The organism is Spirillospora sp. NPDC052269 (assembly GCF_040679435.1).
In the GTDB taxonomy this organism is placed as follows: domain Bacteria; phylum Actinomycetota; class Actinomycetes; order Streptosporangiales; family Streptosporangiaceae; genus Spirillospora.
Genome location: NZ_JBFAUU010000007.1, coordinates 441,281 through 464,327 on the forward strand (window position 1 = coordinate 441,281; position 23,047 = coordinate 464,327).

The following is a 23,047-nucleotide window of genomic DNA, read 5'->3' on the forward strand; positions in this document are numbered from 1 at the left end:
TGGGACGGCTCGCGCCCGGCGTAGATCACGTCCCACCAGACGTCGCCGGTGAACCGGTCGGACGGCGCCGCCTCGTGCGTTAGTGAGCGGTTTTGGTACGTTAGTGAGCGATAGGGGGTGGATCGTGACCGACGGTACGCAGCCTCGGTTCGCCGCCGAGCGCCACGAGCGGCTGCTCCGGCTTCTGCGCGAGCGCGGGGCGATGCCGCTCCAGGGGCTCGCCGAGGCCCTGGGGGCGTCCGAGGCCACGGTCCGCCGGGACCTGCGCGCCCTTGAGACGCGCGGTTTGCTCGCCCGCAGCCGGGGCGGCGCCGCGCCGGTCGCCGGGCTGGCGCACGAGCCCACACAGCAGGACAAGTCGACCGTCGCCGTCGACGAGAAGGCGGCCATCGCGGAGGCCGCCGCCGGGCTCGTCGGGCCGGACGACGCGGTCGTGATCGGCCCGGGGACGACGACGCGGCAGCTCGCCCTCAGGCTCGCCGCGGTGCCCGGCCTGACCGTCATCACCAACTCGCTGGCCGTCGCCGAGGCGCTCGCCGACTCGCGCACCGCGCAGGTCGTGCTGACCGGCGGGACGCTGCGCGGGCCGATCCGGGCGCTGGTCGGGGCGGAGACCGAGCGGTTCCTGGGGACGATCCGCGTCCGGCACGCCTTCCTGTCGGGGAACGGGCTGACCGCCGGACGCGGCCTGTCCACCCCGCACATGGCCGTCGCCGGGGCCGACCGGGCGATCGCCGCGTCCGCCGAGCATCCCGTCGTCCTCGCCGACCACACCAAGATCGGCGCGGACGCGGTGTTCCAGACCGTCCCGGCCGAGCGGATCGCGCATCTGTTCACCGACGCCACGGCGGACGGCGCCGAACTCGCCGCGCTCGCCGAGACGGGCGTGACCGTCCACCGCGCCGACCCCTCCTGAACTCCCGAATCGCACCGAACCCCTGATGGAGCACCCCATGGCGGACACCGCCCGCACCTCGGTGACGCTCGCCGACGGCCGTGAGCTGATCTACTTCGACGACGTGCCGGGCCTGGACCGGACCGCCCGCGACCCGCGCGACCTGGCGCCGTCCGAGCCGCGTCCCGAGATCCGGTTCGACCCGGTCAGCGGCGAGCACATCGTGATCGCCGCGCACCGGCAGACCCGGACGTTCCTGCCGACCGCCGACGCCGCCGCGCGCGCCGCCTGCCCGCTCTGCCCGGGGCACGCCGACAGCGAGGTCCCGGCGGACGGCTACCACGTCGCGATCTTCGAGAACCGGTTCCCGTCGCTCGGCGGCCCGGCCGGCGGACGGTGCGAGGTCGTGTGCTTCACCGACGACCACGACGCGACGTTCGCGGACCTGCCGTCCGAGCGCCTCGCGACCGTCGCCCGCGCCTTCACCGACCGCACCCGCGAACTCGGCGCCCGCCCGGACGTCGAGGAGGTGTTCATCTTCGAGAACCGCGGTGCGGAGATCGGCGCGACGCTCTCCCACCCGCACGGTCAGATCTACGCCTTCCCGTACCTGACGCCGCGGACCCGGCAGGTCCTCGCGCACGACGGCTGCGTGTTCTGCGAGGTCGTCAAGCGGGAGGCGGACGGCGAGCGGGTCATCGCCGAGACCGCGAACTTCGTCGCGTTCGTCCCGTACGCGGCGCGCTGGCCGTACCAGGCGCAGATCGTCCCGCGCGAGCACGTCCCGGACCTCACCGCGCTCGGCGAGGACGAGGCCGTCGAGCTGATGGGCCTCTACGCGGACGTCCTCGGACGGTTCGGACGCCTCTTCGACAAGGACGTCCCGTACATGGCCGGCTGGCACCAGACCCCGCCCGCCGTCGCCCGCTACCGCTCCCACCTGTGGGTCGAGGTCTACACGCCGCAGCGGACGGCCGACAAGCTCAAGTACCTGGCCTCGGTCGAGACCGGATCGGGCGCGTTCCTCAACGACGTCCGTCCCGAGGCCGCCGCCGAGCGCCTCCGCACCGTCTGAGCCGCGCGAGGGGCGGCCATAGCCGAACGGGCGGTGCGGGCGGGAGGGCGGAAGCTGCCAAAGATCGGTGGCGGTGCTCAAAGACGCCATCAAACGTGCCGGGCGGTCTTCGCAGGGGGTTCGAAAGCGGGTTATAACCACCGCAGCGTCTCATTCGTCCCCCCGTCCCCAGGAGTCCTCCCATGGCCCCTCGCCGCACGCTGCTCTCAGCCGCCCTGTCCGTCACGCTCGCCGCAGGCGTGATGGCCGCGACCGTCCCCGCCGCGTCCGCCGCCCCTGCCGCACCGGCCGCTCCGGGTGCTCCCGCCGCGTCCGCCAACGGTCCCGAGCGGCACTGGCTCGGCTCGCAGGTCGTCAAGCACGAGCACTTCAAGAAGGCCCCCGAGCAGTACTCGATCGCCGCCACCCAGACGCCCGGCCTCGACGTGAGCGGGTGGCAGGGCAACGTCAACTGGTCGTCGGTGGCGGCCAACGGCGCGAAGTTCGCCTACGTCAAGGCCACCGAGTCGACCAACTACACCAACGCGTACTTCGCGCAGCAGTACAACGGCTCCTACAGCGCCGGCCTCATCCGGGGTTCGTACCACTTCGCGGTGCCGAACGCCTCGTCCGGCGCGGCGCAGGCGGACTACTTCATCAGCCACGGCGGCGGCTGGTCCGCCGACGGCCGCACCCTGCCGGGCATGCTCGACATCGAGTGGAACCCCTACGGCGCGTCCTGCTACGGCCTCTCGCAGAGCGGGATGGTGAACTGGATCCTGTCGTTCAGCAACGAGTACCGCGCCCGGACGGGCCGCTACCCGGCGATCTACACGGCCACGAGCTGGTGGTCGCAGTGCACCGGCAACCTGGGCGCGTTCGCGTCCACCAACCCGCTGGTGCTCGCCAACTACAACGGCAGCCCCGGCACGATGCCGTACAACTGGGGCTACCAGACGATCTGGCAGTGGGCCGACAGCGGCACCTTCCCCGGTGACCAGGACTACTTCAACGGCGACCTGAGCCGCCTCCAGGTCTTCGCCCGCAGCTGATCCGTCCAGGGCCGGTGACCGGGTGCCGCCGCCAAAGCGCGGCCACCCGGTCTCCGGCCACCTGGTCTCCGGCCGGTCGGCCGCCGGGCGCGACCACCCGGTCTCCGGTCAGGACTGGATGCGGCCGTTCACGTACACCCAGGCGTCGTCGTACCGGACGAAGCGGCTCACCTCGTGCAGGTCGCCGCGCTGACCGTCCTGGACGTAGCGGGCCCGGAACTCGACGACGCCCCGGGTGTCCCCGGCCGTCCCGTCCGACGTCCGGACGATCTCCAGCCCCTCCCAGCGCAGCCCCGGCTCGAAGTCCAGGCGCTCCGGACGCGTCGCCGGGTGCCAGCTCCGCAGCAGGTACTCCGCGTCCAGCTTCACGAACGCGGAGTACCGCGACCGCATCAGCCGCTCGGCCGTCTCGGCCTTCGCCTCCCCGCGATGGAACCGGCCGCAGCAGTCGGCGTAGGGAGCGGGCAGCCCGCAAGGGCAGGACTCGGAACGGCGTTTGGGCATGTCCCTATTCTCGCCGCTCAGCGAGGGGCCCGAGCCGCGGGGGATCAGCGGACGGGCTCGACCTTGCCGTAGAGGTCGCGAAGGACGCCGATCTCGGCCGAGTGGTGGACGAACTCGTCCAGCACGTGCATCGCGACGTCGAAGGCCGGGGTCCCGGCGTACCCGTGGAACGCCGGGCCGGCGGGGCGCCACCACTCCTCGGCGGTCAGTTTCCCGAGGGGCTCGCGCCAGTGCCGGTGGTAGGCGTTCTCCAGGAAGGCGATGCCGCCGTCCGCCGTGCCGGAGATCTCGAACTCGTCGATCGTGATGTTCCGGCCGTTGAACAGGCGTTCCCCGAAGTCGACGAACCCCATCCCGAAGTGCCCCATCCGCCACGCGATGGTCGGGACCGGGACGGGATCCGGCGCGGGGCCGCCACCGCCGTCGGCGTCGATGCGCCAGCGCCCGGACGCGTCGGGACGAACCGTCCAGCCGCCTGGAACGGGCTCCCAGAGGTATTCCGCGTCGGTGAGACCGACGAGCCGGTCCGTGGTGCGCGTCCAGGCGTAATCGAACAGGGCGATGAGCGATTCCGGAGCGGACGTCATACCCCATCATGACCGACACCCCGGAAATCGACCTACAACATTTCGACGTGCCCAACGTGCCTACCGCATGTCGACGGGAGAGCCGTCCACGAGGTCGTTGCGGGCGGCGTGGACGGCCAGCTGGACGCGGTTCTGGCAGCCGGTCTTGGCCAGCAGGCTCGCCAGGTGCGTCTTGACCGTGGTGACGCCGAGGTGAAGGCGCGCGGCGATCTCGGCGTTCGCCAGGCCCTCGGCGACCAGCGTCAGCACCTCGCGTTCGCGGTCGGTGAGGTCCGGCGCGGCGCTCCCGGGCTCGGCGGCCCGGGCGTCGCGGGCGGCGACGGCCTGCTCCACCAGGCGGCGCAGCGCGCGCGGGCTGAACGGGGTGTCGCCCGCGGCCGCGCGCCGCACCGCGTCCAGGAGCTGCGCGGGTTCGACGTCCTTGGCGAGGAAGCCGCGCGCGCCCGCCGAGAGCGCCGGGTACAGGTGATCGTCGTCGTCGAACGTGGTGAGGACGACCACGACGGTTCCGGGCCGGTCCCGCAGGATCCGCTCGGTCGCGGCGGTGCCGTTCAGCAGCGGCATCCGCAGGTCCATCAGGATCAGGTCGGGCGCGAGCCGGGCCGCCATCCGGACGGCCTCGTGCCCGTCCGCGGCCTCCCCGACGACCTCCAGGTCGGGCGCGGAGTCGCAGAGCATCCGCAGCCCGGACCGGACGAGATGCTGGTCGTCCACGATCATCAGCCGGATCACGCGGCGCCTCCCGCGGGCAGCAGCGCCGCCAGCCGCCAGCCGCCGCCGGACGGCCCGACCGTCAGCGTCCCGCCCGCGAGTTCGACCCGCTCGCGCATCCCCGGCAGGCCGTGCCCGGATCCCTCCGCGGACGCACCGCCCCGCAGGTCGTTCGCCAACTCCACGCGCACACGCCCCTCGTCGTCCGCCGCGACCTCCAGCCGCACCACCGCGCCCGGCCCGGCATGCTTCACCACGTTCGTCATCCCCTCCTGGACGAGCCGCAGCACGGTCAGGGCCCGCACCGCGTCGAGCCGCGTCAGATCCCCGCCGACCTCGGCGTCCACCTTCACTCCCGCACGTTCCGCCCGGTCGACGACCGCGGCCAGCGCGGCGGGCAGATCCCCGGGGTCGGTCATCAGCGCACCGAGGTCGCGTCCGGGGTCGGCGCGCAACGCGGCCAGCAGCCGCCGCAGGTCGGCGAGCGCCGTCGCCGCACTGCCGTGCACATCGTCCAGCACCTCACCGATCCGGGCATCCCCCAGACCCGCCCCCGAAGCACCGGGCTCCGTCCTGGCCTCCGAGAAGACGTGGCGGGCGACGCCGACGCGCAGGACGATCGAGGCCATGTGGTGCGCGACGATGTCGTGCAGCTCGCGGGCGATCGCGGTGCGTTCGGCCATCCGGGTCGCCTCCTCGGCCAGTTCGCGCCGCCGCTCGGCCTCGGCCGCCCGCTCGCGCGCGGCCTTCGCCTCGTTCTCCACCGAGCGCAGGTACGCGGCCAGCAGCACGGGGAGGGCGAGCATGACCGTGCCCTTGTAGGCGAGCGAGGCCACGTCCTGCGCCGCCTCCCCGGCCCACATCGCCGTGTATCCGGCGGCGAGCGCCGTGAGGGCCAGCGCGGCCTCCCGGCGGTCGCGCCGCAGGGTCACCTCGAACACCGCGATGCTGGCCGCGACCTTCTCCACGATCGGCGTCCCGGATCCGTACCGCGCGGCGAGGACCAGCAGGACGGGCTGGACGAACGCCGCGGCGAGCGGCCAGCGCACCGCGGCGACGAGCACGCCCAGCGACACCGACGCGATCGTCCACTCCGCGCCCGCGTGCGCCGTGCCGGGCCCGCGCAACAGCACCAGGTAGCCGACCGCGCAGGCCACCACTGCGAGGCGCGCGATCCGCGCCCGTCCCCAAGTCCCGCCCACAGAACGAGCCTAAACCGGACGGAACGGGCGCACGCTCCTCCACGTGGACGACCCGCCCTCCTCCGCCTGGCCGCGCCACCCGGACCGTCCGGCCGCGCGGGGCGGTCCGAAGGGCCGCCCGATCGGACAGGTGGACGGGCCGTCTGGGCGAGGCGCGGCCGGTACGCCGGTCGCGAGGCTGACCGGCATGAGTGAGCAGACGATGTTCGCCGCCCTGGGCCGGTTCGCGGCCCGGCGGCGGCGCTGGGTGGTGGTGGCCGCCGTCGGATTCGCGGTGTTCGCCGGGGTGTGGGGGACGGGCGTGTTCGGGTCCCTGACGGGCGGCGCGGGCTTCGACGATCCGAAGAGCGAGTCGGTCGCCGCCGACCGGATCCTCGCCGGACCCCTCGGACGGCACGCGCCGGACGTGGTCGTCCTGTACGACACGGGTGCGCGCGGTGTGGACGATCCGTCCGTCGCGGCGTCCATCCGCAAGGCCGTGGAGGCCGTGCCCCGCACCGGCATCGCGGAGCTGAGCACCTTCTGGTCGACCGGCGACCCGGCGTTCGTGTCCCGCGACCGGCGCGCGACGTACGTGACCGTGCGGTTCGCGTCCACCGACGACCAGGAGCGCGTCAGGGCGCTGAAGAAGATCGAACCGGCCTTCGCCGCGCCCGGGACCGAAGTCCGGTTCGGCGGGGTGACGGCGATGACCGAGCAGGTCAACGCCCGTGCGGGACGGGACGTCGCCCGCGCCGAGAGCGTGTCGATGCCGCTGCTGGTCGTCCTGCTGGTCGTGGTCTTCGGCAGCCTGGTCGCGGCGTCGCTGCCGCTGGCGGTCGGCGTGCTCGTCGCGCTCGGCTCGTTCGCCGTCCTGCGCGCGGTCACGTTCTTCACGGACGTCTCGACGTTCTCGGTCAACGTGGTCACGATCCTCGGGCTCGGCCTCGCGATCGACTACGGGCTGCTGATGGTGACCCGGTTCCGGGACGAACTGGGCAAGGGCGGCGCCGACCCCGACGGCGCGGACCTCGACGGCGCGGACCTCGACGGCGCGGTCGCCCGGACGGTCGCGACGGCCGGACGGACGGTGGCGGTGTCCGGCCTGCTCGTCGCCGTCTCGTTCGCCGGGCTGACGGTGTTCCCGTCGCGGTTCCTCAGCTCGATGGGCTACGCGGGCGCGGCCGTCGTGGCCTTCGCCGTCGCCGGATCCCTCACGCTGCTCCCCGCGCTGCTGCGCTTCGCCGGACACCGGGTGAACGCGCTGCGCGTCCCGCTGCCGCGCCTCCGCGACCCCGGCGCCCGCTGGCACCGGACGGCCCACCTGGTCATGCGCAGGCCCCTGCTCAGCACGGTCGGGCTGGTCGCGGTCCTGCTGGCGCTCGGCGCGCCGTTCCTCGGGGTGAACTGGGCGCGGCCGGGTGACTGGGTGCTGCCGTCCGGCGCGGACGCCCGGGTCGTCACGCGCGAGCTCGGCGACCGTTTCGCCGCCGACCCCGCCAAGCAGATCACCGCCGTGGTCCGGGGAGAGGCGGACCGTCCCGCCCTCGACGCCTACGCCCGCCGTCTCGCGGACGTCCCGGGCGTGCGCGGCGCGACCGTCACCGGCACGTCCGGCGACCAGGCCCGGATCTCCCTCGGCTACGCCTTCGACCCGATGTCGCGCCAGGCCGTCCGGACGGTGAACGACCTACGTGCCACCTCGCCCCCGCCGCACACCCGGGCGCTGTTCACCGGCATGCCCGCCTCGCGCGTGGACATCGTCCACATGATCGGCGTCCGCGTGCCGTGGATGCTGGCGTTCGTCGCGCTCGTGACGTTCGCCGTGCTGTTCGGGGCGTTCGGCTCGGTCGTCCTGCCGGTCAAGGCGCTGCTGCTGAACCTGCTGTCGCTGACCGCCGCGTTCGGCGCGATCAAGCTGATCTTCCAGGACGGGTGGCTCTCCGGCGTCCTCGGGTTCACCCCGGTCGGGGCGGTGGACGCCGACTTCCCGGTGCTGATCGTCGCGATCGCGTTCGGCCTCGCCGTCGACTACGAGGTGTTCCTGCTCGCCCGGATCCGCGAGGAGCGCGCCCGCACCGCCGACCCGTCCGAGGCGATCGCGTCGGCCGTCCGCCGGACCTCCACGGTGATCACCAGCGCGGCGCTGCTGATGGTCGTGGTGGTCGCCGGCTTCCTCGCGTCCGGCATCGTGTTCATGCAGGTCATCGGGGTCGGGCTGATCCTGGCGGTGCTCGTGGACGCGACCGTCGTGCGCGGGCTGCTGGTGCCCGCCGTCATGCGCCTGCTGGGGGAGTGGGCGTGGTGGACGCCAGGACGGCGCCCGCAGCGCGCAGCAGCGCGGCCGGCCGTCCCGGAGAGTCCGCCGGCCCGGACATGAGGACGGTCCCGGACGCGTCGACCAGCACCGCGTAGGGCGGCCACGGAACGCCGTTGGCCTCGAAGACGTCCGGATCGACGACCACGGGGAGACCGCTGCGGGCCAACGCGGCGGTCTCCCCGAACGAGGTCACCACCACGACCCGCACCTGCTCGGCCGCCTCGACGAAACCGGGCAAAGCGTCCAGGCACGTCCCGCAGGTGGGAGCGACCAGCGCGAACAGCGTCGTCTCACCCTCCGCCGCGACCCGGCCCGCCAGGACGAACCGCTCCCCGGCCCGAGGCCCGCGCGCCGCCGTCCCGACCGTCGGCGAGACGTCCACCGGCACCGGCCCCGGGCGCAGCACCAGCCCGAGCAAGGCGATGACCAGCAGGTATCCGAAGGCGAGCGGCAACCCCGAAACGGGCATTCCGGGAGCGAGCGTCGCCATGACCGAGAGCGCGAGCATCGCGCCCGCACGGGCCAGGCTGACCGGCCCGACCAAGGTCGTCCGCCCCGGACGGCCGAAACAGCCGCAATCCACCCGCAGCCCACGCCGGAGCACGGACGCCTGAGCGGCCAGCAGCCCGAGGAACAGCACACCCGAGCCGACCGCCCCGACCCGCCGCGTCCAGGGCAGGACGAGCAGCAACGCCATCACGGCCTCGGCGACGATCACCGTCCGTGCCACGGCCCCCGCCCATCGGGACGGCACCAGCCGGTATCCGGAGACGGCGAGCGCGAAACCGCGCGGATCACGCAGCTTGCCGGACGCCGCGACCACCAGCACCACCACCAGCGCGGGCCCGGCCGCCCCGAGAACGATCGTGCTCATCCCTACCCATCCCCTCCGGAACGGGTCATGCTAATCCAGCCTCCGTGAGCTGCCGTAATGTGAGGATCATGGACTCACCGGGGGACATCGAGGCCACCGCGGCGGACGCGGGGGCGTCGGATCCGTTCGTGCGCGTCCGGGGCGCCCGCGAGCACAACCTGCGGAACGTGACCGTCGCCGTCCCGCGCGACGCGCTCGTGATCTTCACCGGGGTGTCCGGATCGGGCAAGTCGTCCCTTGCCTTCGGAACGCTGTACGCCGAGGCCCAGCGCCGCTACCTGGAGTCGGTCGCCCCGTACGCGCGGCGGCTGCTGCACCAGGTCGGCGCCCCGGACGTGGACGAGATCACCGGCCTGCCCCCGGCGGTCGCGCTCGGCCAGCGCCGCTCGTCCCCGTCCTCCCGCTCCTCGGTCGGGACGGTCACGGCGGTGTCGAACTCGCTGCGGATGCTCCTGTCCCGCGCGGGCGACTACCCCGAGGGCGTCGGGCGCCTGGACTCCGACGCGTTCTCGCCGAACACCCCGGCCGGAGCCTGCCCGAACTGCCACGGGCTCGGCGAGGTCCACGACGTGACCGAGGCGTCCCTGGTCCCGGACCCGTCGCTGTCGATCAGGGAGGGCGCCGTCGCGTCCTGGCCGGGCGGCTGGATGGGCAAGAACCTCCGCGAGATCCTCGAGGAACTCGGCGTCGACACCGACAAGCCGTGGCGCGAACTGCCCAGGGACCGCCGCGACTGGATCCTGTTCACCGACGAGCAGCCCGTCGTGACCGTCCACCCGGTGCGCGAGGCCCACCGCACGCAGGGCACCTACCGGGGCACGTTCCACAGCGCCAAGCGGCTCGTGCTGCGCGCCTACGCCGAGTCGAAGAGCGAGAAGCGCCGCCAGAAGGCGGAGAGCTTCATGACCAGCGCGATCTGCCCGGTCTGCCACGGCAAGCGGCTGCGTCCCGAATCGCTCGCCGTCACCTTCGCCGAACGTGACATCGCCGATCTGGCCGCGCTGCCGCTGACCGACCTCGCCGCCGTGCTGCGCCCGCACGCGCACGGGGCGGGCCCGGCGGCCGTCCTGTCCCAGGACCTCATCGAACGCATCGAGGTGCTGACCGAGCTCGGCCTCGGCTACCTCGGCACCGACCGCGCCAGCACGACCCTGTCGGCGGGCGAGCTGCAGCGCCTGCGGATGGCGACGCAGCTCCGCTCCGGCCTGTTCGGCGTCGTCTACGTCCTGGACGAGCCGTCCGCCGGTCTGCATCCCGCCGACACCGAAGCGCTCATGAACAGCCTGCAACGGCTGAAAACCGCCGGAAACAGCCTGTTCGTCATCGAGCACGACCTCTCGGTGGTGCACCGCGCCGACTGGATCGTGGACGTCGGTCCCGGCGCGGGCGTCCACGGCGGGAACGTCCTGCACAGCGGCCCGGTCGACGCCCTGCGCGATGTCCCCGCGTCGGTCACCCGCCGCTACCTGTTCGGCGAGGCCGAACGTCCCGAGCACACGCCGCGCGAACCGTCCGGATGGCTGAAGCTGCGCGGCGTCACCCGCCACAACCTGCGCTCCCTCGACGTGGACGTCCCGCTCGGCGTGTTCACCGCGATCACCGGCGTCTCCGGCTCCGGCAAGACCAGCCTCCTGGACGCCATCGCCGACAGCCCCTCCGAAACCGGAACCGAGACCGCGGGACGCGCCGTCCGCGTCGACCAGAAGCCCATCGGACGCACCCCGCGCTCCAACCTCGCGACCTACACCGGCCTGTTCGACGCCGTCCGCAAGCTGTTCGCCGACACCGCCGAGGCCAGGGAACGCGGCTACGACGCCGGACGCTTCTCCTTCAACGTCGCCGGAGGCCGCTGCGAGAACTGCCAGGGCGAGGGCTACGTCTCCGTCGAACTGCTGTTCCTGCCGAGCACGTACGCGCCCTGCCCGGTGTGCGGCGGCGCCCGCTACAACCCCGAGACCCTCCAGGTCGCCTACCGCGACGTGAACATCGCGCAGGTCCTCGACATGACCGTGGACGAGGCCGCCGGCTTCCTCGCCGACGTCCGCCCCGCCGCCCGCTCCCTCAGGACGCTGCAGGAGGTCGGCCTCGGCTACCTCCGCCTCGGCCAGCCCGCCACGGAACTGTCGGGCGGTGAGGCGCAACGCGTGAAACTGGCGTCCGAGCTCCAGCGGGCCCGGCGCGGCGACACCCTCTACGTCCTGGACGAGCCGAGCACCGGCCTGCACCCCGCCGACACCGACGTCCTGGTCGGGCAGCTCAGGGCGCTCGTCGACGAGGGCGCGACCGTCGTGGTCGTCGAGCACGACATGGACGTCGTCGCGACCGCCGACCACGTCATCGACCTCGGCCCGGGCGGCGGCGCGGCGGGCGGACGCGTCGTCGCGCAGGGCCTCCCGGCCGCCGTCGCCGCCTCGTCCGGACGCACCGCGCCCTACCTCGCCGAAGCCCTCCGCGGCGGCCGCGGCAGCGGAGGCGGCCGCGCCGGTCAGTCGTCGTAGTCGACCGAGACCTCGTCGGTCTCCGGGAAGGACTGGCAGGTCAGCACGTACCCGGCGTCGACCTCGGCCGGCTCGAGCGCGAAGTTCCGCCGCATGTGCACCGACCCGGACGTCACCTTCGCCCGGCACGTCCCGCAGACGCCGCCCTTGCACGCGAACGGCAGATCCGGCCGGACGCGCTGCGCCGACTCCAGGACGGTCCGGTCGCGGGGGAGCGACGCGGTCGTCGACCGGCCGTCCAGCGTGACCGTGACCTCGCTGACCGGGCCCTCCGGCGCCGCGTCCTCGTGCCGCAGCGGCGTGACCGGCTCGTCCTCGGCGAAGAACAGCTCCCGGTGGACGCGCTCGGCGGGCACCCCGAGGCCGGAGAGGACGCTCCGGGCGTCCTCGACCATCCCGATCGGCCCGCACAGCCACCAGTGCGACGCGTCCCGCAGGTCCAGGCCGTCGACGAGCGCGGCGAACCGCTCCGCGTCGATGCGCCCGGACAGCAGCTCGGCCTCGCGCGGCTCCCGCGACAGGACGTGCGCGAGCTGGAACCGCGCATGATGCAGGTCCTTGAGGTCGGCGAGGTCCTCGGTGAACATCACCGTGTCGGTGCGGCGGTTGCCGTACAGCAGCGTGACCTGCGTGTCCGGATGCGCGGCCAGCGCGGACGCCGCGATCGACAGCATCGGCGTCACCCCCGACCCCGCCGCGACGAGCACGTGGTGCGCGGGCTCGCCGAGATCCGGGGTGAACGTGCCCGTCGGGCCCATCACCTCGACCTCGTCACCCGCCCGCGCCTCGTTGACCAGCCACGACGAGAACAACCCGCCCGGCACCTCGCGGACGCCGATCCGCGGCGGGGACCCGGCGGGCGCGCAGATCGAGTACGAACGGCGCTCGTCCCGGCCGTCCTCGATCCGCCGCAATGTCAGCGCCTGCCCCGGCCGGAACGCGAACTCCTCGGCCAGCTCGGGCGGCACGTCGAAGGTGACGGCGACCGCGTCCGCGCAGAGCCGTTCGACGCCCGCGATGCGCAGCCTGTGGAAGGTCCGGCGGCGGCGGACGGGGGCGGTGGTCGCCGAAACGGTCACGCTAGATCTCCTTGACGTGCTCGAACGGCTCGGAACAGGACCGGCAGCGCCACAGCGCCTTGCACGCCGTGGACGAGAACCGGGACGTCTCCTCGGTGTCGCCGGACCCGCAGCGCGGGCACTCCACCGCCCGCCGGACGGCCCCCAGCACCAGCGGGACCGGCCCGCGCGGCGCCTCACCGGGCGGCGCGACGCCGTACTCGGCCAGCTTCCGCCGGCCCGCCTCGCTGATCCAGTCGGACGTCCACGGCGGATCCAGGACGGTCGTGACCCGCACGTCCGCGAAGCCCGCCTCGCGCAGCGACCGCACCACGTCGGCGCGCATCTCGGCCATCGCCGGGCAGCCGCTGTACGTCGGGGTCAGCGCGACCGTGACCGAGCCGTCCGCGGCCTGCTCGACGTCCCGCAGGACGCCGAGGTCCGCCAGCGTCAGCATCGGCAGCTCCGGATCGGCGACCCGCTCGGCCACCTCGCGAGCCCTCATCGAAACACTCATCATCGGCCTCCGGACACGCTCACCAACTGGCTCCCGGGAGGGCACGGGCCACGCTCTGCATCTCGAACAGCAGCGGTGCCAGGCACGGCGTGTGCACCCCGTCGCGTCCGGAGCCGCCCATGGGCGCGAACTCCGGGACGGTCAACGTCGCCGCCTCCGCGACCTGCGCGAGGACGGCCCCGACCTCGTCCCGGACGTCCGGAACCGACGGCACCGCACGGAACAGCTCGTCGACGTACGGCGCGATCGCCTCCCAGCCCTCCCGCATGCGCTGGTGCGACTCGTCCGTGCCGTCCCCGAGCCGGACGACCCACTCGGCGGCGTACTGCCGGTGGTAGGCCAGCTCCTTGACGCCCTTCGCGGCGACCGCACGCAGCACCGGGTCCGGGTGCCCGCCCGCGAGCCGCTCGAACACCGCCAGCCGGTGCGCGGAGAACACCAGCAGCCGGGCCGTCGAGAACGCGAAGTCGCCGTTCGGCAGCTCCACGAGCCGGACGTTCCGGTAGTCCTCGGGCTCGCGCTGATAGGCCAGGTCGTCCTCGGTGCGCCCGGTGCCGTCCACCTGGCCGACGCGCGTGAGCAGCATCCGCGCCTGGCCGAGCAGGTCCAGGCCGATGTTCGCGAGCGCGACCTCCTCCTCCAGCTCGGGCGCGCGCGTGCACCACTCCGCGAGCCGCTGCGACGAGACCAGCGCGTCGTCCCCGAGACCGAGGCACAGCGCGGCCAGCCCGGCGGGGTCCACGCCGTCCGGGACGGTCGTGTCCACGCCGTGCAGCGGGTCCTCGAAGCCCGTGCCGAACGCCCAGCGGGAGTCGTCCTGCGCCTCCGCCAGCGACAGGTACACGTGATCGTCTTCGCGCATCGTCGCCTCCCTAGATGTGCGGGACGTCGTCGGGGATGTCGTAGAACGTCGGATGCCGGTACACCTTGTCGCCGCTCGGCTCGAAGAACGGGTCCTTCTCGTCCGGCGTCGAGGCGGTGATGTCCGACGAGCGCACCACCCAGATCGACACGCCCTCGTTCCGCCGGGTGTACAGGTCGCGCGCGTGCGTCAGCGCCATCCGGGAGTCCGCCGCGTGCAGCGACCCCACGTGGACGTGGTTCAGCCCGCGCTTGCCCCGGACGAACACCTCGAACAGCGGCCAGTCCTGGTTCATCGCGCCTCCCGCTCGTCCGGCCCGGCGGCCGCCGCCTTCTGGTCGGCCTCCTGGCGGGCGGCTTGCTTCCTGGCGTGCGCGGCCGCTGCCTGGCGGACCCACGCGCCGTCCTCGTGGGCGCGGCGGCGCCGCTCGACCCGCTCCTCGTTGCACGGGCCGTCCCCGCTGATCACGCGCTTCAGCTCGTCCCAGTCCGGGGTGCCGAAGTCGTGCCGTCCGCGCTCGGCGTTCCAGCGCAGCTCCGGGTCGGGCAGCGTGACGCCCAGCCTCTCGGCCTGCGGGACGGTCATGTCCACGAACCGCTGCCGCAGCTCGTCGTTGCTGTGCCGCTTGATCTTCCACGCCATGGACCGCGCCGAGTTCGGGGACGCCGCGTCCGGCGGCCCGAACATCATCAGCGACGGCCACCACCAGCGGTCCACGGCGTCCTGCACCATCGCCCGTTGGGCCGCGGTGCCGCGCATCATGGTCAGCAGCAGCTCGTAGCCCTGCCGCTGGTGGAACGACTCCTCCTTGCAGATGCGCACCATCGCGCGCGCGTACGGGCCGAAGCTGCTGCGGCACAGCGGCACCTGGTTGCAGATCGCCGCGCCGTCCACCAGCCAGCCGATCACCCCGACGTCGGCGAACGACAGGGTCGGGTAGTTGAAGATCGACGAGTACTTCTGCCGGCCCTCGATCAGCCGCCGGGTCAGGTCGGCCCGGTCCACGCCCAGCGTCTCCGCCGCCGCGTACAGGTACAGCCCGTGGCCCGCCTCGTCCTGGACCTTGGCGAACAGGATCGCCTTGCGGCGCAGCGACGGCGCGCGGGTGATCCACGCGCCCTCCGGCTGCATCCCGATGATCTCCGAGTGCGCGTGCTGGGCGATCTGCCGGACCAGGGTGCCCCGGTAGGCGTCCGGCATCCAGTCGCGCGGCTCGATCCGCCGGTCGTGCGCGATCACCCCGTCGAAGTGCGCCTGGAGGCGGTCCTCGGCCCCGGGCCCCGCGGCGGTCGTGGTCTGCGTCATCGGCCCCACTTCCTTACCGACCATTCGTTCAGTAATTAGTCTGAGGGATGACACCCGTCCACGGCAAGACACCCCGGAAGGACCCGGACATGACCGACACCCACGAAGGCCCTGTGCACGCGATGCTCGCGGCCGACCGGGCCTCGGCGGAACTCGGCATCGAACTGATCACCTGGGGGCCCGGCAGCGCCGACCTGCGCATGACCGTGACCGAGAGCATGGTCAACGGGCATGGCCTCGCCCATGGCGGCTACGTCTTCCTGTTCGCCGACACCGCGTTCGCTTGCGCCTGCAACAGCCACGGCCCGGTCACCGTCGCCGCCGGGGCCGACATCACCTTCGTCAGGTCCGCCTACGCCGGGGACGTCCTGCACGCCGAGGCCCGCGAACGCGTCCGGTACGGCCGCAGCGGCGTCTACGACATCACGATCAGGCGCGGCGACGAGATCATCGCCGAGTTCCGGGGCCGCTCCCGCGAACTCGCCGCCCGCGGAACCACCCCCGAGGCTGTGTCAAAGTGACCGATATGAGCACCCCACCGGTCACGGGAGGACGTCGCGGACGCCCCGGCTACGACCGTGCCCGCCTGCTGGACGTCGCCGTCGCCGCCTTCAACGAACGCGGCTACGACGGCACCGGCATGGAGGAGCTGTCGCGCCGCCTCGGCATCACCAAGTCCGCGATCTACCATCACGTGTCCGGCAAGGAGGAACTCCTTGACCTGGCCGTGAACCGCGCCCTGGACGCCCTGTTCGCCGTCCTGGACGCCGAGCTCGACCGTCCGGCGCCCGCCCCCGACGACGCCGCGACCACCCCCGACGGCCTGCCCCGCACCCCTGAGGGCCAGACCCGCACCCCGGACGGCCAGACCCCAACCCCGGACGGCCCGGCCCCCGCCTCCGAAACGCCGGATCCGGCGGTCACGGCCACCCAGCGCCTGGAACGGACGGTCCGGGGCGCCGTCCGCGTCCTGGTGGACGAACAGCCCTACGTCACGCTGCTCCTGCGCGTCCGCGGCAACTCCGACGTCGAGCGCCGTGCCCTGGAACGGCGCCGCGAGTTCGACCACCGCCTCGCGAGCCTGGTCGCCCAGGCCGCCGCTGAGGGCGGGGTCCGCGACGACCTCGACCCGGGCTTCGCCGCGCGCGTCCTGTTCGGCGCGGTCAACTCGCTCACCGAGTGGTACCGCCCGGACGGTGGCATGACCCGCGAGGCCGTCGCGGACGGCCTGGCCGCCCTGCTCTTCGACGGCCTACGCCGCCCCTCCTGACGCCCTGGCCGGAGCGGACCCGGTCCGCTCCGGCCCAGCGGCCGTTTCGCCTCAGCCGGCCCAGCACTTGGTGACGCGTCCACCGTCCACCGTGAAGTTGATCCGGCCCTGCCGGTACTCCATCGTGACCACCGCGTGGGGCTCCAGCGGCCGCACCGTCGTCCAGCCCCGGTCCCGCGCCCGCCGCTCCGCCTCGTCCGCCGAAAGGCCCACGTAGGCGCCCAGCGCCTCGTCCCGCTCCGGCTGCCCCAGTTCCATCCCGCCATGATCCGCCCGGTGTTTGCCGAGGTCAATCGGCCCCCGCCCGCGAGCGCCGGGAGGCCGGGACGATAGGTTCTCGGGCCTCGGCCCCGTCCCCTCGGCCGGGGCCACCACGCATGTCATTTACCTACCGTTCGAAAGGCAAGGCAGGCATGTCGGAGGAAGGCACGCGGAAGCACCCCGTGGACGAGGTGCTCCCCCTGCCCAAGCTGGCCCTCTACGGATTCCAGCACGTCCTGGCGTTCTACGCCGGAGCCGTCGTCGTCCCCATCCTGGTGGCGAGCGGCATCGGGCTGTCCCCCCAGCAGCTCGTGTACCTGATCAACGCGGACCTGTTCACCTGTGGCATCGCCACGATCATCCAGGCCTGGGGGTTCTGGAAGATCGGCGTGCGGCTGCCGATCGTGCAGGGCGTCACCTTCACCGCGGTCGCCCCGATGATCGCCATCGGGCAGGGCGCGGCCACCCCCACCGCCGCGCTCCTGGCCATCTACGGCGCGACCATCACGTCCGGGATCGTGATGTTCCTGGCCGCCCCCGTCCTCGGCCGGGTGCTGAAGCTGTTCCCGCCGGTCGTCACCGGCTCCGTCCTGACCATCATGGGCCTGCTGCTCATCCCGAACGCGCTCACCGACGCCGCCGGCGGCGCGGTGCTGAAGGGCAAGCCCGAGTTCGGCAGCTGGAAGCACCTGGCGTACGCGGGCGGGACCGTCCTGTTCATCGTCGTGCTGTACCGGCTGCGGCGCCCGTTCCTGTCCAGCGTCGCGATCCTGCTCGGCCTCGTCGGCGGGACGGTCGTGTCGTGGCTGCTCGGCGACACCTCGTTCGACCAGGTCGGGAAGTCCCACTGGCTCGGCGTCACCACGCCGTTCCACTACGGCGCGCCGTCCTTCCAGATCGGCCCCTGCATCGCGATGCTGCTGGTCATGCTGGTGACGGTCGTCGAGACCGTCGGCGACTCCAAGGCCACCGGCCAGATCGTCGGGAAGACCGTCAGCGACGACGACATCACCCGGGCGCTCCGCGCGGACGGCCTGTCGACCTTCCTCGGCGGCACCCTCAACGCGTTCCCGTACACCTGCTTCGCGCAGAACGTCGGGCTCGTCCGGCTGACCGGCGTCCGCAGCCGGTTCGTCGTGGTCGCCGCCGGGTTCATCATGATGATCCTCGGCCTGTTCCCGAAGGCCGCCGCCTACGTCGCGTCCATCCCGCCGGACGTGCTGGGCGGCGCGGCGATGGTGATGTTCGGCATGGTCGCCGTCGTCGGCATCCAGACCCTCGCCCAGGCCGACCTGAAGGACGAGCGGAACGCCCTGATCGTCGCCGTCAGCATCGGCATGGCGTTCGTGCCGTCCACCATCCCGGCGTTCGGCGAGAACATGCCGCGCGACGTCTCGTCCATCCTGAACAGCGGCATCGTCCTCGGCAGCCTCACCGCGATCCTGCTGAACCTGGTGTTCAACGTCCTGACCCGCAGGCCACCGGCCGCCACCGAGGAGTCCGTCCCCGCCACGACCGCCTGACCCACGGGTCGCCGCGGCCCCCGACATCGCGGTCGCGACGGCCGGGCCCTGTCGGTCACCTGACAGGGCCCGGCCGTTTTTCCATCCTTCGACACCTATGACCCAGCGGGCTCCTGATGTCACATTTCAGGGCACACGCCGGACGGCGCGGGCCGTCCGGCGGACCCGAGGAGGTCCAGGTGAGATTCCCACGCACCCTGGCCGTGTTCGCGGCGGCCCTGGCCACCGCGACGGCGACGCTCCCCGCCGGGACGGCCCGGGCGGACTCCGTCCCGCCCGAGAACGACGCCTTCTACCAGCCGCCCGTCCCGCTGCCCCCGGGCAGCCCGGGCGACGTCATCCGCTCCCGCGCCGCGAACTTCCCGCTGTCGTCGTCCGTGACGGCCACCCAGGTGCTCTACCGCTCGGTCAACGCGACCGGCCAGGACATCGCCGTCTCCGGGACCGTCCTGGTGCCCAAGACCCCATGGATGGGAGGCGGCAAGCGCCCGCTCGTCTCCTACGGCGTCGGGACGCGCGGCCTCGGCGACGAATGCGCCCCGTCCTACACGCTGTCCCGAGGCCTCGACTACGAGCAGCTCTTCATCAACGACCTTCTGAACAGGGGATGGGCCGTCGCCGTCACCGACATGGAGGGCCTCGGCACCCCCGGCGTCCACACCTACACGGTCGGCCGGTCCGAGGGACGCGCCGTCCTCGACATGGCCCGCGCCGCCGAACGCCTCCCGTCGTCCGGCCTCGGCACGGGCACGCCGGTCGGCCTCGAGGGGTACTCCCAGGGCGGCGGATCCGTCGGCTGGGCCGCCCAGCTCGCCTCCTCCTACGCGCCCGAGCTCCAGATCAAGGGCGTGAGCGCGGGCGGCATCCCCGCCGACCTCGTCGCCGTAGGCAGGTTCCTGGACGGAAGCGCCGGCATGGGCCTGGCGTTCCTGTCCGCCGTCGGCTTCGACGCCGCCTACCCCGAACTGAAGCTGGACGGCTACCTCAACGACGCCGGACGCAAGCTCCTCGCCGCCAACAAGGACGTGTGCCTGGCCAGCGTGGACGGCGTCGGCGCGATCGCCGGCACCGCGTTCCGCCACATCACCGACTTCACCACCGCCAACCCCCTGGACGCGCCCGCCTGGCAGGCCCGCTTCACCGAGAACAGGCTCGGCGCGGTCAAACCGTCCATGCCGGTCTTCCAGGCCCACGCCGGGTTCGACGAGCTCGTCCCCCTCGTCCAGGCGGACACCCTGCACAGGACCTGGTGCCGGGCCGGAGCGAACCTGACCTGGCGGATCTACCCGCTCGCCGAGCACGCCCTCGGACTGGTCGAGGCGGCGCCCGACATGGCCGGCTTCCTCAGCGACCGCTTTCAGGGACGGCCCGTCACGGGTAACTGCTGATGGACAGACCTGCCGTCACCCTCTGGAAGCGCAGGACACCGCACGCCTATGCTGCGAGCGCCTGCCGGAACAGAACACCACAAACCCGGCAGGCGCACAGCAAACGTCCAACCTGAGGAGGTGTGGTGGCGAGCCACATGACACCGGAGGAGTTCCGGCGGTACGGCAAGCAGGTCATCGACTGGATCGCGGACTACCACGAGTCGATCGCGTCGCGGCCCGTGATGTCCCGGGCGGAACCGGGCGACGTCCTGAACGCCCTCCCCGAGCACCCGCCGGAGAAGGGCGAGGGCTTCGACGGACTCCTCGCCGCCCTCGACCGGGACATCCTGCCGGGCGTCACCCACTGGCAGCACCCCTCGTTCTTCGGCTACTTCCCGTCCAACGCCTCCGGCCCCGGCATCCTCGGCGACCTGCTGTCGTCCGGGCTCGGCGTCCAGGGGATGATGTGGGCGACCAGCCCCGCCGCCACCGAGCTGGAGACCCGCGTCGCCGACTGGACGGCCGAGCTGCTCGACCTGCCCGCCAAGTTCCGCGGCAACGGCGTCATCCAGGACTCGGCGTCCAGCGCCTGCCTGGTCGCCCTCCTCTCCGCCCTGCAGCAGGCCGGCGGGGGAGCCACCGGACGCGACGGCATCGACCGCCGCTACACCCTCTACATCAGCTCGCAGACGCACTCCTCGCTGGAGAAGGCCGCCCGCGTCGCCGGCGTCGGCGCGAACAACGTCCGCGTCGTGGACGTCGACCCCGTCACCCTCGCCATGGACCCGGCCCACCTCGACGCCCTCCTCACCGAGGACGTCGCCGCCGGAGCCACCCCCGCCATGGTCTGCGCGACCGTCGGCACGACGTCCACCACCGCCGTCGACCCCGTCCCCGCGATCGGCGAGGTCTGCCGCGGGCACGGCGTCTGGCTGCACGTGGACGCCGCCTACGCGGGCGTCGCCGCCGTCTGCCCCGAGTTCCGCTGGATCAACGAGGGCCTCGCCGAGTACGCCGCGTCCTACTCGACGAACCCGCACAAGTGGATGCTCACCAACTTCGACTGCACCCTGCTCTGGATGGCCGACCGCGCCCCCATGCTGGACGCCCTGTCGATCCTCCCCGAGTACCTGCGGAACAAGGCCACCACCTCCGGCGAGGTCATCGACTACCGCGACTGGCAGATCCCGCTCGGCCGCCGCTTCCGCGCCCTGAAACTCTGGTCGGTCATCCGCTGGTACGGCGCCGAAGGCCTCCGCGAGCACATCCGCACCGGCTCCGGCCTCGCCGACGAGCTCGCCGCCCTCATCGCCGCCGACCCCGGCTACGAGGTCCGCCCCGACCACCCGTTCGGCCTGGTCTGCTTCCGTCCCAAGTGGGACGGCCTGGCCACCGAGGAGGCCAACATCGCCACCCTTGACGCCCTGCACCGGCTCAACGCGTCCGGCGACCTCCTCCTCAGCCACACCAAGATCGACGGGCACGTCCTGATGCGCGTGGCGATCGGCGCCCCCAGCACCGAACGCCGCCACATCCTCGCCGCCTGGGACCGCATCCGCGAGGAGACCACTCCCTGACCCGACGCGAACGGGCCGCCGCCCAGAAGGCGGCGGCCCGTTCTGCGACCGGTCGCTCGTAGGTGCGGTCAGGCCCTGTCGGCCCAGTGCCCGGCGACCGCAGCCGCGGCTGCGAGGCCCAGGACCTTCCCCGCCTTGGCGGACGGCACGCGGGTCTCGGGGGAGAGCGGGTCCGTCCCGAACGCCGCGACGGACGCCTCGTCCGCGAGGATCACGTCCACCACCGCCCCGCCGTTCCGCAGCGCCTCCACCTGCTCGTCCAGCGTCGGGTCGGTGAGCGGCGCCACGACCAGGACGCGCTCGAACCCGGCCGCCAGGTCCGCGTTCACCATGGACCGGATCCCGCCGTCGATGTACCGGACGTCCCCGATCGTCACCGGAGGCCAGATCCCCGGGACGGCGCAGCTCGCCGCCACCGCGTCCACCAGCGGAACCCCGGAGTCCTTCGTCCAGATCACCGGCTCACCCGTCGTGGCGTTCACCGCCGGCACCACCAGCGGACGCTCCGGCCACTCGTGCACCGGAAGCCGTCCCTCGATCACCGCGTACCGCTCCTCCTCCGGGACGGTCTCGGTGGCCAGCGCGAGTGCCCCCACCCCACGGCGGATCTCGGTGAGGTCGGTGCTGTCGGCCATGATCTGCCCCATCCGCTCCCACACCCGCTCCAGGGACACACCCGGCGGGACGAACTCGTGGTTCTGCAGAGCCGGATCCGTCTGCCGCGCGTACAACTCGTCCGGTGAGAGCCCGGCGCCCACCTGGGCCGCCACCGACGACCCGGCCGACGTCCCCACGAGGAGGTCGGCGCCCAGCACGTCCGCACCGCCCTCGGCCAGCCCCGCGAGCACGCCGATCTCCCAGGCGATGCCCGCGACGCCGCCTCCACCCAGCACCAGCGCCGTCCGTCCCGTCACGTGCTCCTCCTGAAGATCATTAGTGGCCATGACCGGGCAGCGTAGAACAACCCGGACGTATTCCACCCGCCTGGTTTGACAACCTCCTCCGGAGGACGTAGGTTCACTCCTCGTCCCCACGGGATGCCGGACGCGCGTTTCTCGCAGCGGCCGGACCGGGGGAGCCCCTTCACGATCATCAGGACATGGCGATTCTGTATGCCCTGTGTGTTGTGGCATGCCAGAAAGGCTCGATTTTGTGAATCGGTGCGGATCTGGTGAAATGGAAGTGCTGCAGGGAACGGCCGCGAAAGTGGACGGGAACCGCGGAATCGGGATCGGCCGGAAATTGACAAGCCGGGCGGAACTGATAAAGTAAATGAGTCGCCACGGAGCGAAGGCCGCAGAGAATGCGGACGGAGCGCGTGGGTGTCCGTTTCTTGAGAACTCAACAGCGTGTTAAAAGCCAGTGCCTTTATCGATCAGGCAGTTTTGTCTGATCGCCCCGTGCACTTGGACTTCGGTTCGGGTGCAGGGATTTCTTTGAGGCAAGCAATCTTGTGGATTGTTTTGCTGGGATCTTCGGATCCTCTTTCGGGTTTGATGGTTTCCGGGTTCGCCCCTGGGGATCGTCGTTTGGACCTTGATGGAGAGTTTGATCCTGGCTCAGGACGAACGCTGGCGGCGTGCTTAACACATGCAAGTCGAGCGGAAAGGCCCCTTCGGGGGTACTCG

The 23,047-nt window shown here is 72.5% G+C and carries 22 protein-coding genes and 1 rRNA gene; 11 read left to right on the plus strand and 12 right to left on the minus strand.

The annotated features are described in order from the left end of the window. Positions 1 to 124: 124 nt before the first annotated feature. From AB0L06_RS18205 to AB0L06_RS18215, 3 genes are all read left to right on the plus strand, one after another. The gene (locus AB0L06_RS18205) at positions 125 to 916 is read left to right on the plus strand and encodes a DeoR/GlpR family DNA-binding transcription regulator (RefSeq protein ID WP_500232165.1); all 792 of its coding nucleotides are present in this window, start codon (positions 125 to 127) and stop codon (positions 914 to 916) included. Between the two features lie 37 nt (positions 917 to 953). Beyond that, entirely contained in the window at positions 954 to 1,970 is a 1,017-nt protein-coding gene (gene galT / locus AB0L06_RS18210; protein ID WP_500232166.1) for a galactose-1-phosphate uridylyltransferase, read from the plus strand. 182 nt (positions 1,971 to 2,152) lie between these two features. Then, a complete protein-coding gene (locus AB0L06_RS18215; RefSeq protein WP_500232167.1) occupies positions 2,153 to 3,001 on the plus strand; it encodes a lysozyme in 849 nt (282 codons plus the stop codon). 108 nt (positions 3,002 to 3,109) lie between these two features. On the opposite strand, the gene AB0L06_RS18220 is transcribed toward AB0L06_RS18215, so the two are convergent. From AB0L06_RS18220 to AB0L06_RS18235, 4 genes are read right to left on the minus strand one after another with little or no spacing between them, the layout of a single operon-like run. Continuing rightward, complete coding sequence (locus tag AB0L06_RS18220; protein ID WP_500232168.1) at positions 3,110 to 3,505, minus strand: YchJ family protein; 396 nt, start codon at positions 3,503 to 3,505, stop codon at positions 3,110 to 3,112. A 44-nt stretch (positions 3,506 to 3,549) separates the two neighbouring features. Next, positions 3,550 to 4,092 carry a DinB family protein gene (locus tag AB0L06_RS18225; protein ID WP_500232169.1) on the minus strand — a complete coding sequence of 181 codons (543 nt, stop codon included), beginning with the start codon at positions 4,090 to 4,092 and terminating at the stop codon, positions 3,550 to 3,552. Between the two features lie 60 nt (positions 4,093 to 4,152). Next, positions 4,153 to 4,824 carry a response regulator gene (locus tag AB0L06_RS18230; RefSeq protein ID WP_500232170.1) on the minus strand — a complete coding sequence of 224 codons (672 nt, stop codon included), beginning with the start codon at positions 4,822 to 4,824 and terminating at the stop codon, positions 4,153 to 4,155. Then, a complete protein-coding gene (locus AB0L06_RS18235) occupies positions 4,821 to 6,005 on the minus strand; it encodes a sensor histidine kinase (RefSeq protein WP_500232171.1) in 1,185 nt (394 codons plus the stop codon). The genes AB0L06_RS18230 and AB0L06_RS18235 overlap by 4 nt, the downstream gene beginning before the upstream one ends. A 187-nt stretch (positions 6,006 to 6,192) precedes the next feature. On the opposite strand from AB0L06_RS18235, the gene AB0L06_RS18240 reads away from it, so the two are divergent. Beyond that, a complete protein-coding gene (locus tag AB0L06_RS18240; RefSeq protein ID WP_500232172.1) occupies positions 6,193 to 8,364 on the plus strand; it encodes an MMPL family transporter in 2,172 nt (723 codons plus the stop codon). Here the strand turns inward: AB0L06_RS18240 and AB0L06_RS18245 are convergent. After that, complete coding sequence (locus AB0L06_RS18245; protein ID WP_500232173.1) at positions 8,261 to 9,178, minus strand: MauE/DoxX family redox-associated membrane protein; 918 nt, start codon at positions 9,176 to 9,178, stop codon at positions 8,261 to 8,263. The genes AB0L06_RS18240 and AB0L06_RS18245 overlap by 104 nt on opposite strands. Before the next feature lie 68 nt (positions 9,179 to 9,246). Here AB0L06_RS18245 and AB0L06_RS18250 point away from each other — a divergent pair, with 68 nt between their 5' ends. Next, positions 9,247 to 11,676: an ATP-binding cassette domain-containing protein gene (locus AB0L06_RS18250; protein WP_500232174.1), complete on the plus strand. Its 2,430-nt coding sequence runs from the start codon at positions 9,247 to 9,249 to the stop codon at positions 11,674 to 11,676. Here the strand turns inward: AB0L06_RS18250 and paaE are convergent. The 5 genes from paaE to paaA are packed head-to-tail and all read right to left on the minus strand — an operon-like array spanning position 11,664 to position 15,418. Next, positions 11,664 to 12,755, minus strand: coding sequence for a 1,2-phenylacetyl-CoA epoxidase subunit PaaE (gene paaE, locus AB0L06_RS18255; RefSeq protein WP_500232175.1), 1,092 nt, complete (start codon positions 12,753 to 12,755; stop codon positions 11,664 to 11,666). The genes AB0L06_RS18250 and paaE overlap by 13 nt on opposite strands. A 1-nt stretch (position 12,756) precedes the next feature. Beyond that, complete coding sequence (gene paaD, locus AB0L06_RS18260; protein ID WP_500232176.1) at positions 12,757 to 13,239, minus strand: 1,2-phenylacetyl-CoA epoxidase subunit PaaD; 483 nt, start codon at positions 13,237 to 13,239, stop codon at positions 12,757 to 12,759. Positions 13,240 to 13,270: 31 nt separating this feature from the next. Next, positions 13,271 to 14,113 (minus strand): 1,2-phenylacetyl-CoA epoxidase subunit PaaC, encoded by an 843-nt coding sequence (gene paaC / locus AB0L06_RS18265; protein ID WP_500232177.1) that lies wholly within the window; start codon positions 14,111 to 14,113, stop codon positions 13,271 to 13,273. Between the two features lie 10 nt (positions 14,114 to 14,123). Next, the gene (gene paaB / locus AB0L06_RS18270) at positions 14,124 to 14,408 is read right to left on the minus strand and encodes a 1,2-phenylacetyl-CoA epoxidase subunit PaaB (RefSeq protein WP_500232178.1); all 285 of its coding nucleotides are present in this window, start codon (positions 14,406 to 14,408) and stop codon (positions 14,124 to 14,126) included. Then, positions 14,405 to 15,418: a 1,2-phenylacetyl-CoA epoxidase subunit PaaA gene (gene paaA, locus AB0L06_RS18275; RefSeq protein WP_500232179.1), complete on the minus strand. Its 1,014-nt coding sequence runs from the start codon at positions 15,416 to 15,418 to the stop codon at positions 14,405 to 14,407. Before paaA ends, paaB begins: the two co-directional genes overlap by 4 nt. Positions 15,419 to 15,507: 89 nt before the next feature. Here paaA and paaI point away from each other — a divergent pair, with 89 nt between their 5' ends. Continuing rightward, positions 15,508 to 15,939 carry a hydroxyphenylacetyl-CoA thioesterase PaaI gene (gene paaI / locus AB0L06_RS18280; RefSeq protein ID WP_500232180.1) on the plus strand — a complete coding sequence of 144 codons (432 nt, stop codon included), beginning with the start codon at positions 15,508 to 15,510 and terminating at the stop codon, positions 15,937 to 15,939. 5 nt (positions 15,940 to 15,944) lie between these two features. Continuing rightward, positions 15,945 to 16,688, plus strand: a complete 744-nt coding sequence (locus AB0L06_RS18285; protein ID WP_500232181.1) for a TetR/AcrR family transcriptional regulator — start codon at positions 15,945 to 15,947, stop codon at positions 16,686 to 16,688. 51 nt (positions 16,689 to 16,739) lie between these two features. Here the strand turns inward: AB0L06_RS18285 and AB0L06_RS18290 are convergent, their stop codons facing one another. Then, positions 16,740 to 16,946, minus strand: coding sequence for an I78 family peptidase inhibitor (locus tag AB0L06_RS18290; RefSeq protein WP_500232182.1), 207 nt, complete (start codon positions 16,944 to 16,946; stop codon positions 16,740 to 16,742). A gap of 155 nt (positions 16,947 to 17,101) precedes the next feature. Here AB0L06_RS18290 and AB0L06_RS18295 point away from each other — a divergent pair, with 155 nt between their 5' ends. From AB0L06_RS18295 to AB0L06_RS18305, 3 genes are all read left to right on the plus strand, one after another. After that, positions 17,102 to 18,472, plus strand: a complete 1,371-nt coding sequence (locus AB0L06_RS18295; RefSeq protein ID WP_500232183.1) for a nucleobase:cation symporter-2 family protein — start codon at positions 17,102 to 17,104, stop codon at positions 18,470 to 18,472. A 179-nt stretch (positions 18,473 to 18,651) separates the two neighbouring features. Beyond that, entirely contained in the window at positions 18,652 to 19,860 is a 1,209-nt protein-coding gene (locus AB0L06_RS18300; RefSeq protein ID WP_500232184.1) for a lipase family protein, read from the plus strand. Between the two features lie 125 nt (positions 19,861 to 19,985). Further along, positions 19,986 to 21,419 carry a pyridoxal-dependent decarboxylase gene (locus tag AB0L06_RS18305; protein ID WP_500232185.1) on the plus strand — a complete coding sequence of 478 codons (1,434 nt, stop codon included), beginning with the start codon at positions 19,986 to 19,988 and terminating at the stop codon, positions 21,417 to 21,419. A 68-nt stretch (positions 21,420 to 21,487) separates the two neighbouring features. Here the strand turns inward: AB0L06_RS18305 and AB0L06_RS18310 are convergent, their stop codons facing one another. Beyond that, positions 21,488 to 22,363 (minus strand): patatin-like phospholipase family protein, encoded by an 876-nt coding sequence (locus tag AB0L06_RS18310; RefSeq protein WP_500232186.1) that lies wholly within the window; start codon positions 22,361 to 22,363, stop codon positions 21,488 to 21,490. A gap of 592 nt (positions 22,364 to 22,955) precedes the next feature. On the opposite strand from AB0L06_RS18310, the gene AB0L06_RS18315 reads away from it, so the two are divergent. After that, positions 22,956 to 23,047 (plus strand): 16S ribosomal RNA (locus tag AB0L06_RS18315); the annotation flags it as partial.

Coding starts and splice junctions, on each gene's coding strand:
- paaB (WP_500232178.1), bottom strand. CDS start 14,408: ATGAACCAGGACTGGCCGCTGTTCGAGGTGTTCGTCCGGGGCAAGCGC.
- AB0L06_RS18240 (WP_500232172.1), top strand. CDS start 6,193: ATGAGTGAGCAGACGATGTTCGCCGCCCTGGGCCGGTTCGCGGCCCGG.
- AB0L06_RS18245 (WP_500232173.1), bottom strand. CDS start 9,178: ATGAGCACGATCGTTCTCGGGGCGGCCGGGCCCGCGCTGGTGGTGGTG.
- AB0L06_RS18285 (WP_500232181.1), top strand. CDS start 15,945: ATGAGCACCCCACCGGTCACGGGAGGACGTCGCGGACGCCCCGGCTAC.
- AB0L06_RS18295 (WP_500232183.1), top strand. CDS start 17,102: ATGTCGGAGGAAGGCACGCGGAAGCACCCCGTGGACGAGGTGCTCCCC.
- AB0L06_RS18250 (WP_500232174.1), top strand. CDS start 9,247: ATGGACTCACCGGGGGACATCGAGGCCACCGCGGCGGACGCGGGGGCG.
- AB0L06_RS18290 (WP_500232182.1), bottom strand. CDS start 16,946: ATGGAACTGGGGCAGCCGGAGCGGGACGAGGCGCTGGGCGCCTACGTG.
- AB0L06_RS18225 (WP_500232169.1), bottom strand. CDS start 4,092: ATGACGTCCGCTCCGGAATCGCTCATCGCCCTGTTCGATTACGCCTGG.
- AB0L06_RS18220 (WP_500232168.1), bottom strand. CDS start 3,505: ATGCCCAAACGCCGTTCCGAGTCCTGCCCTTGCGGGCTGCCCGCTCCC.
- paaI (WP_500232180.1), top strand. CDS start 15,508: ATGACCGACACCCACGAAGGCCCTGTGCACGCGATGCTCGCGGCCGAC.
- AB0L06_RS18215 (WP_500232167.1), top strand. CDS start 2,153: ATGGCCCCTCGCCGCACGCTGCTCTCAGCCGCCCTGTCCGTCACGCTC.
- AB0L06_RS18310 (WP_500232186.1), bottom strand. CDS start 22,363: ATGGCCACTAATGATCTTCAGGAGGAGCACGTGACGGGACGGACGGCG.
- paaA (WP_500232179.1), bottom strand. CDS start 15,418: ATGACGCAGACCACGACCGCCGCGGGGCCCGGGGCCGAGGACCGCCTC.
- paaC (WP_500232177.1), bottom strand. CDS start 14,113: ATGCGCGAAGACGATCACGTGTACCTGTCGCTGGCGGAGGCGCAGGAC.
- galT (WP_500232166.1), top strand. CDS start 954: ATGGCGGACACCGCCCGCACCTCGGTGACGCTCGCCGACGGCCGTGAG.
- paaD (WP_500232176.1), bottom strand. CDS start 13,239: ATGAGGGCTCGCGAGGTGGCCGAGCGGGTCGCCGATCCGGAGCTGCCG.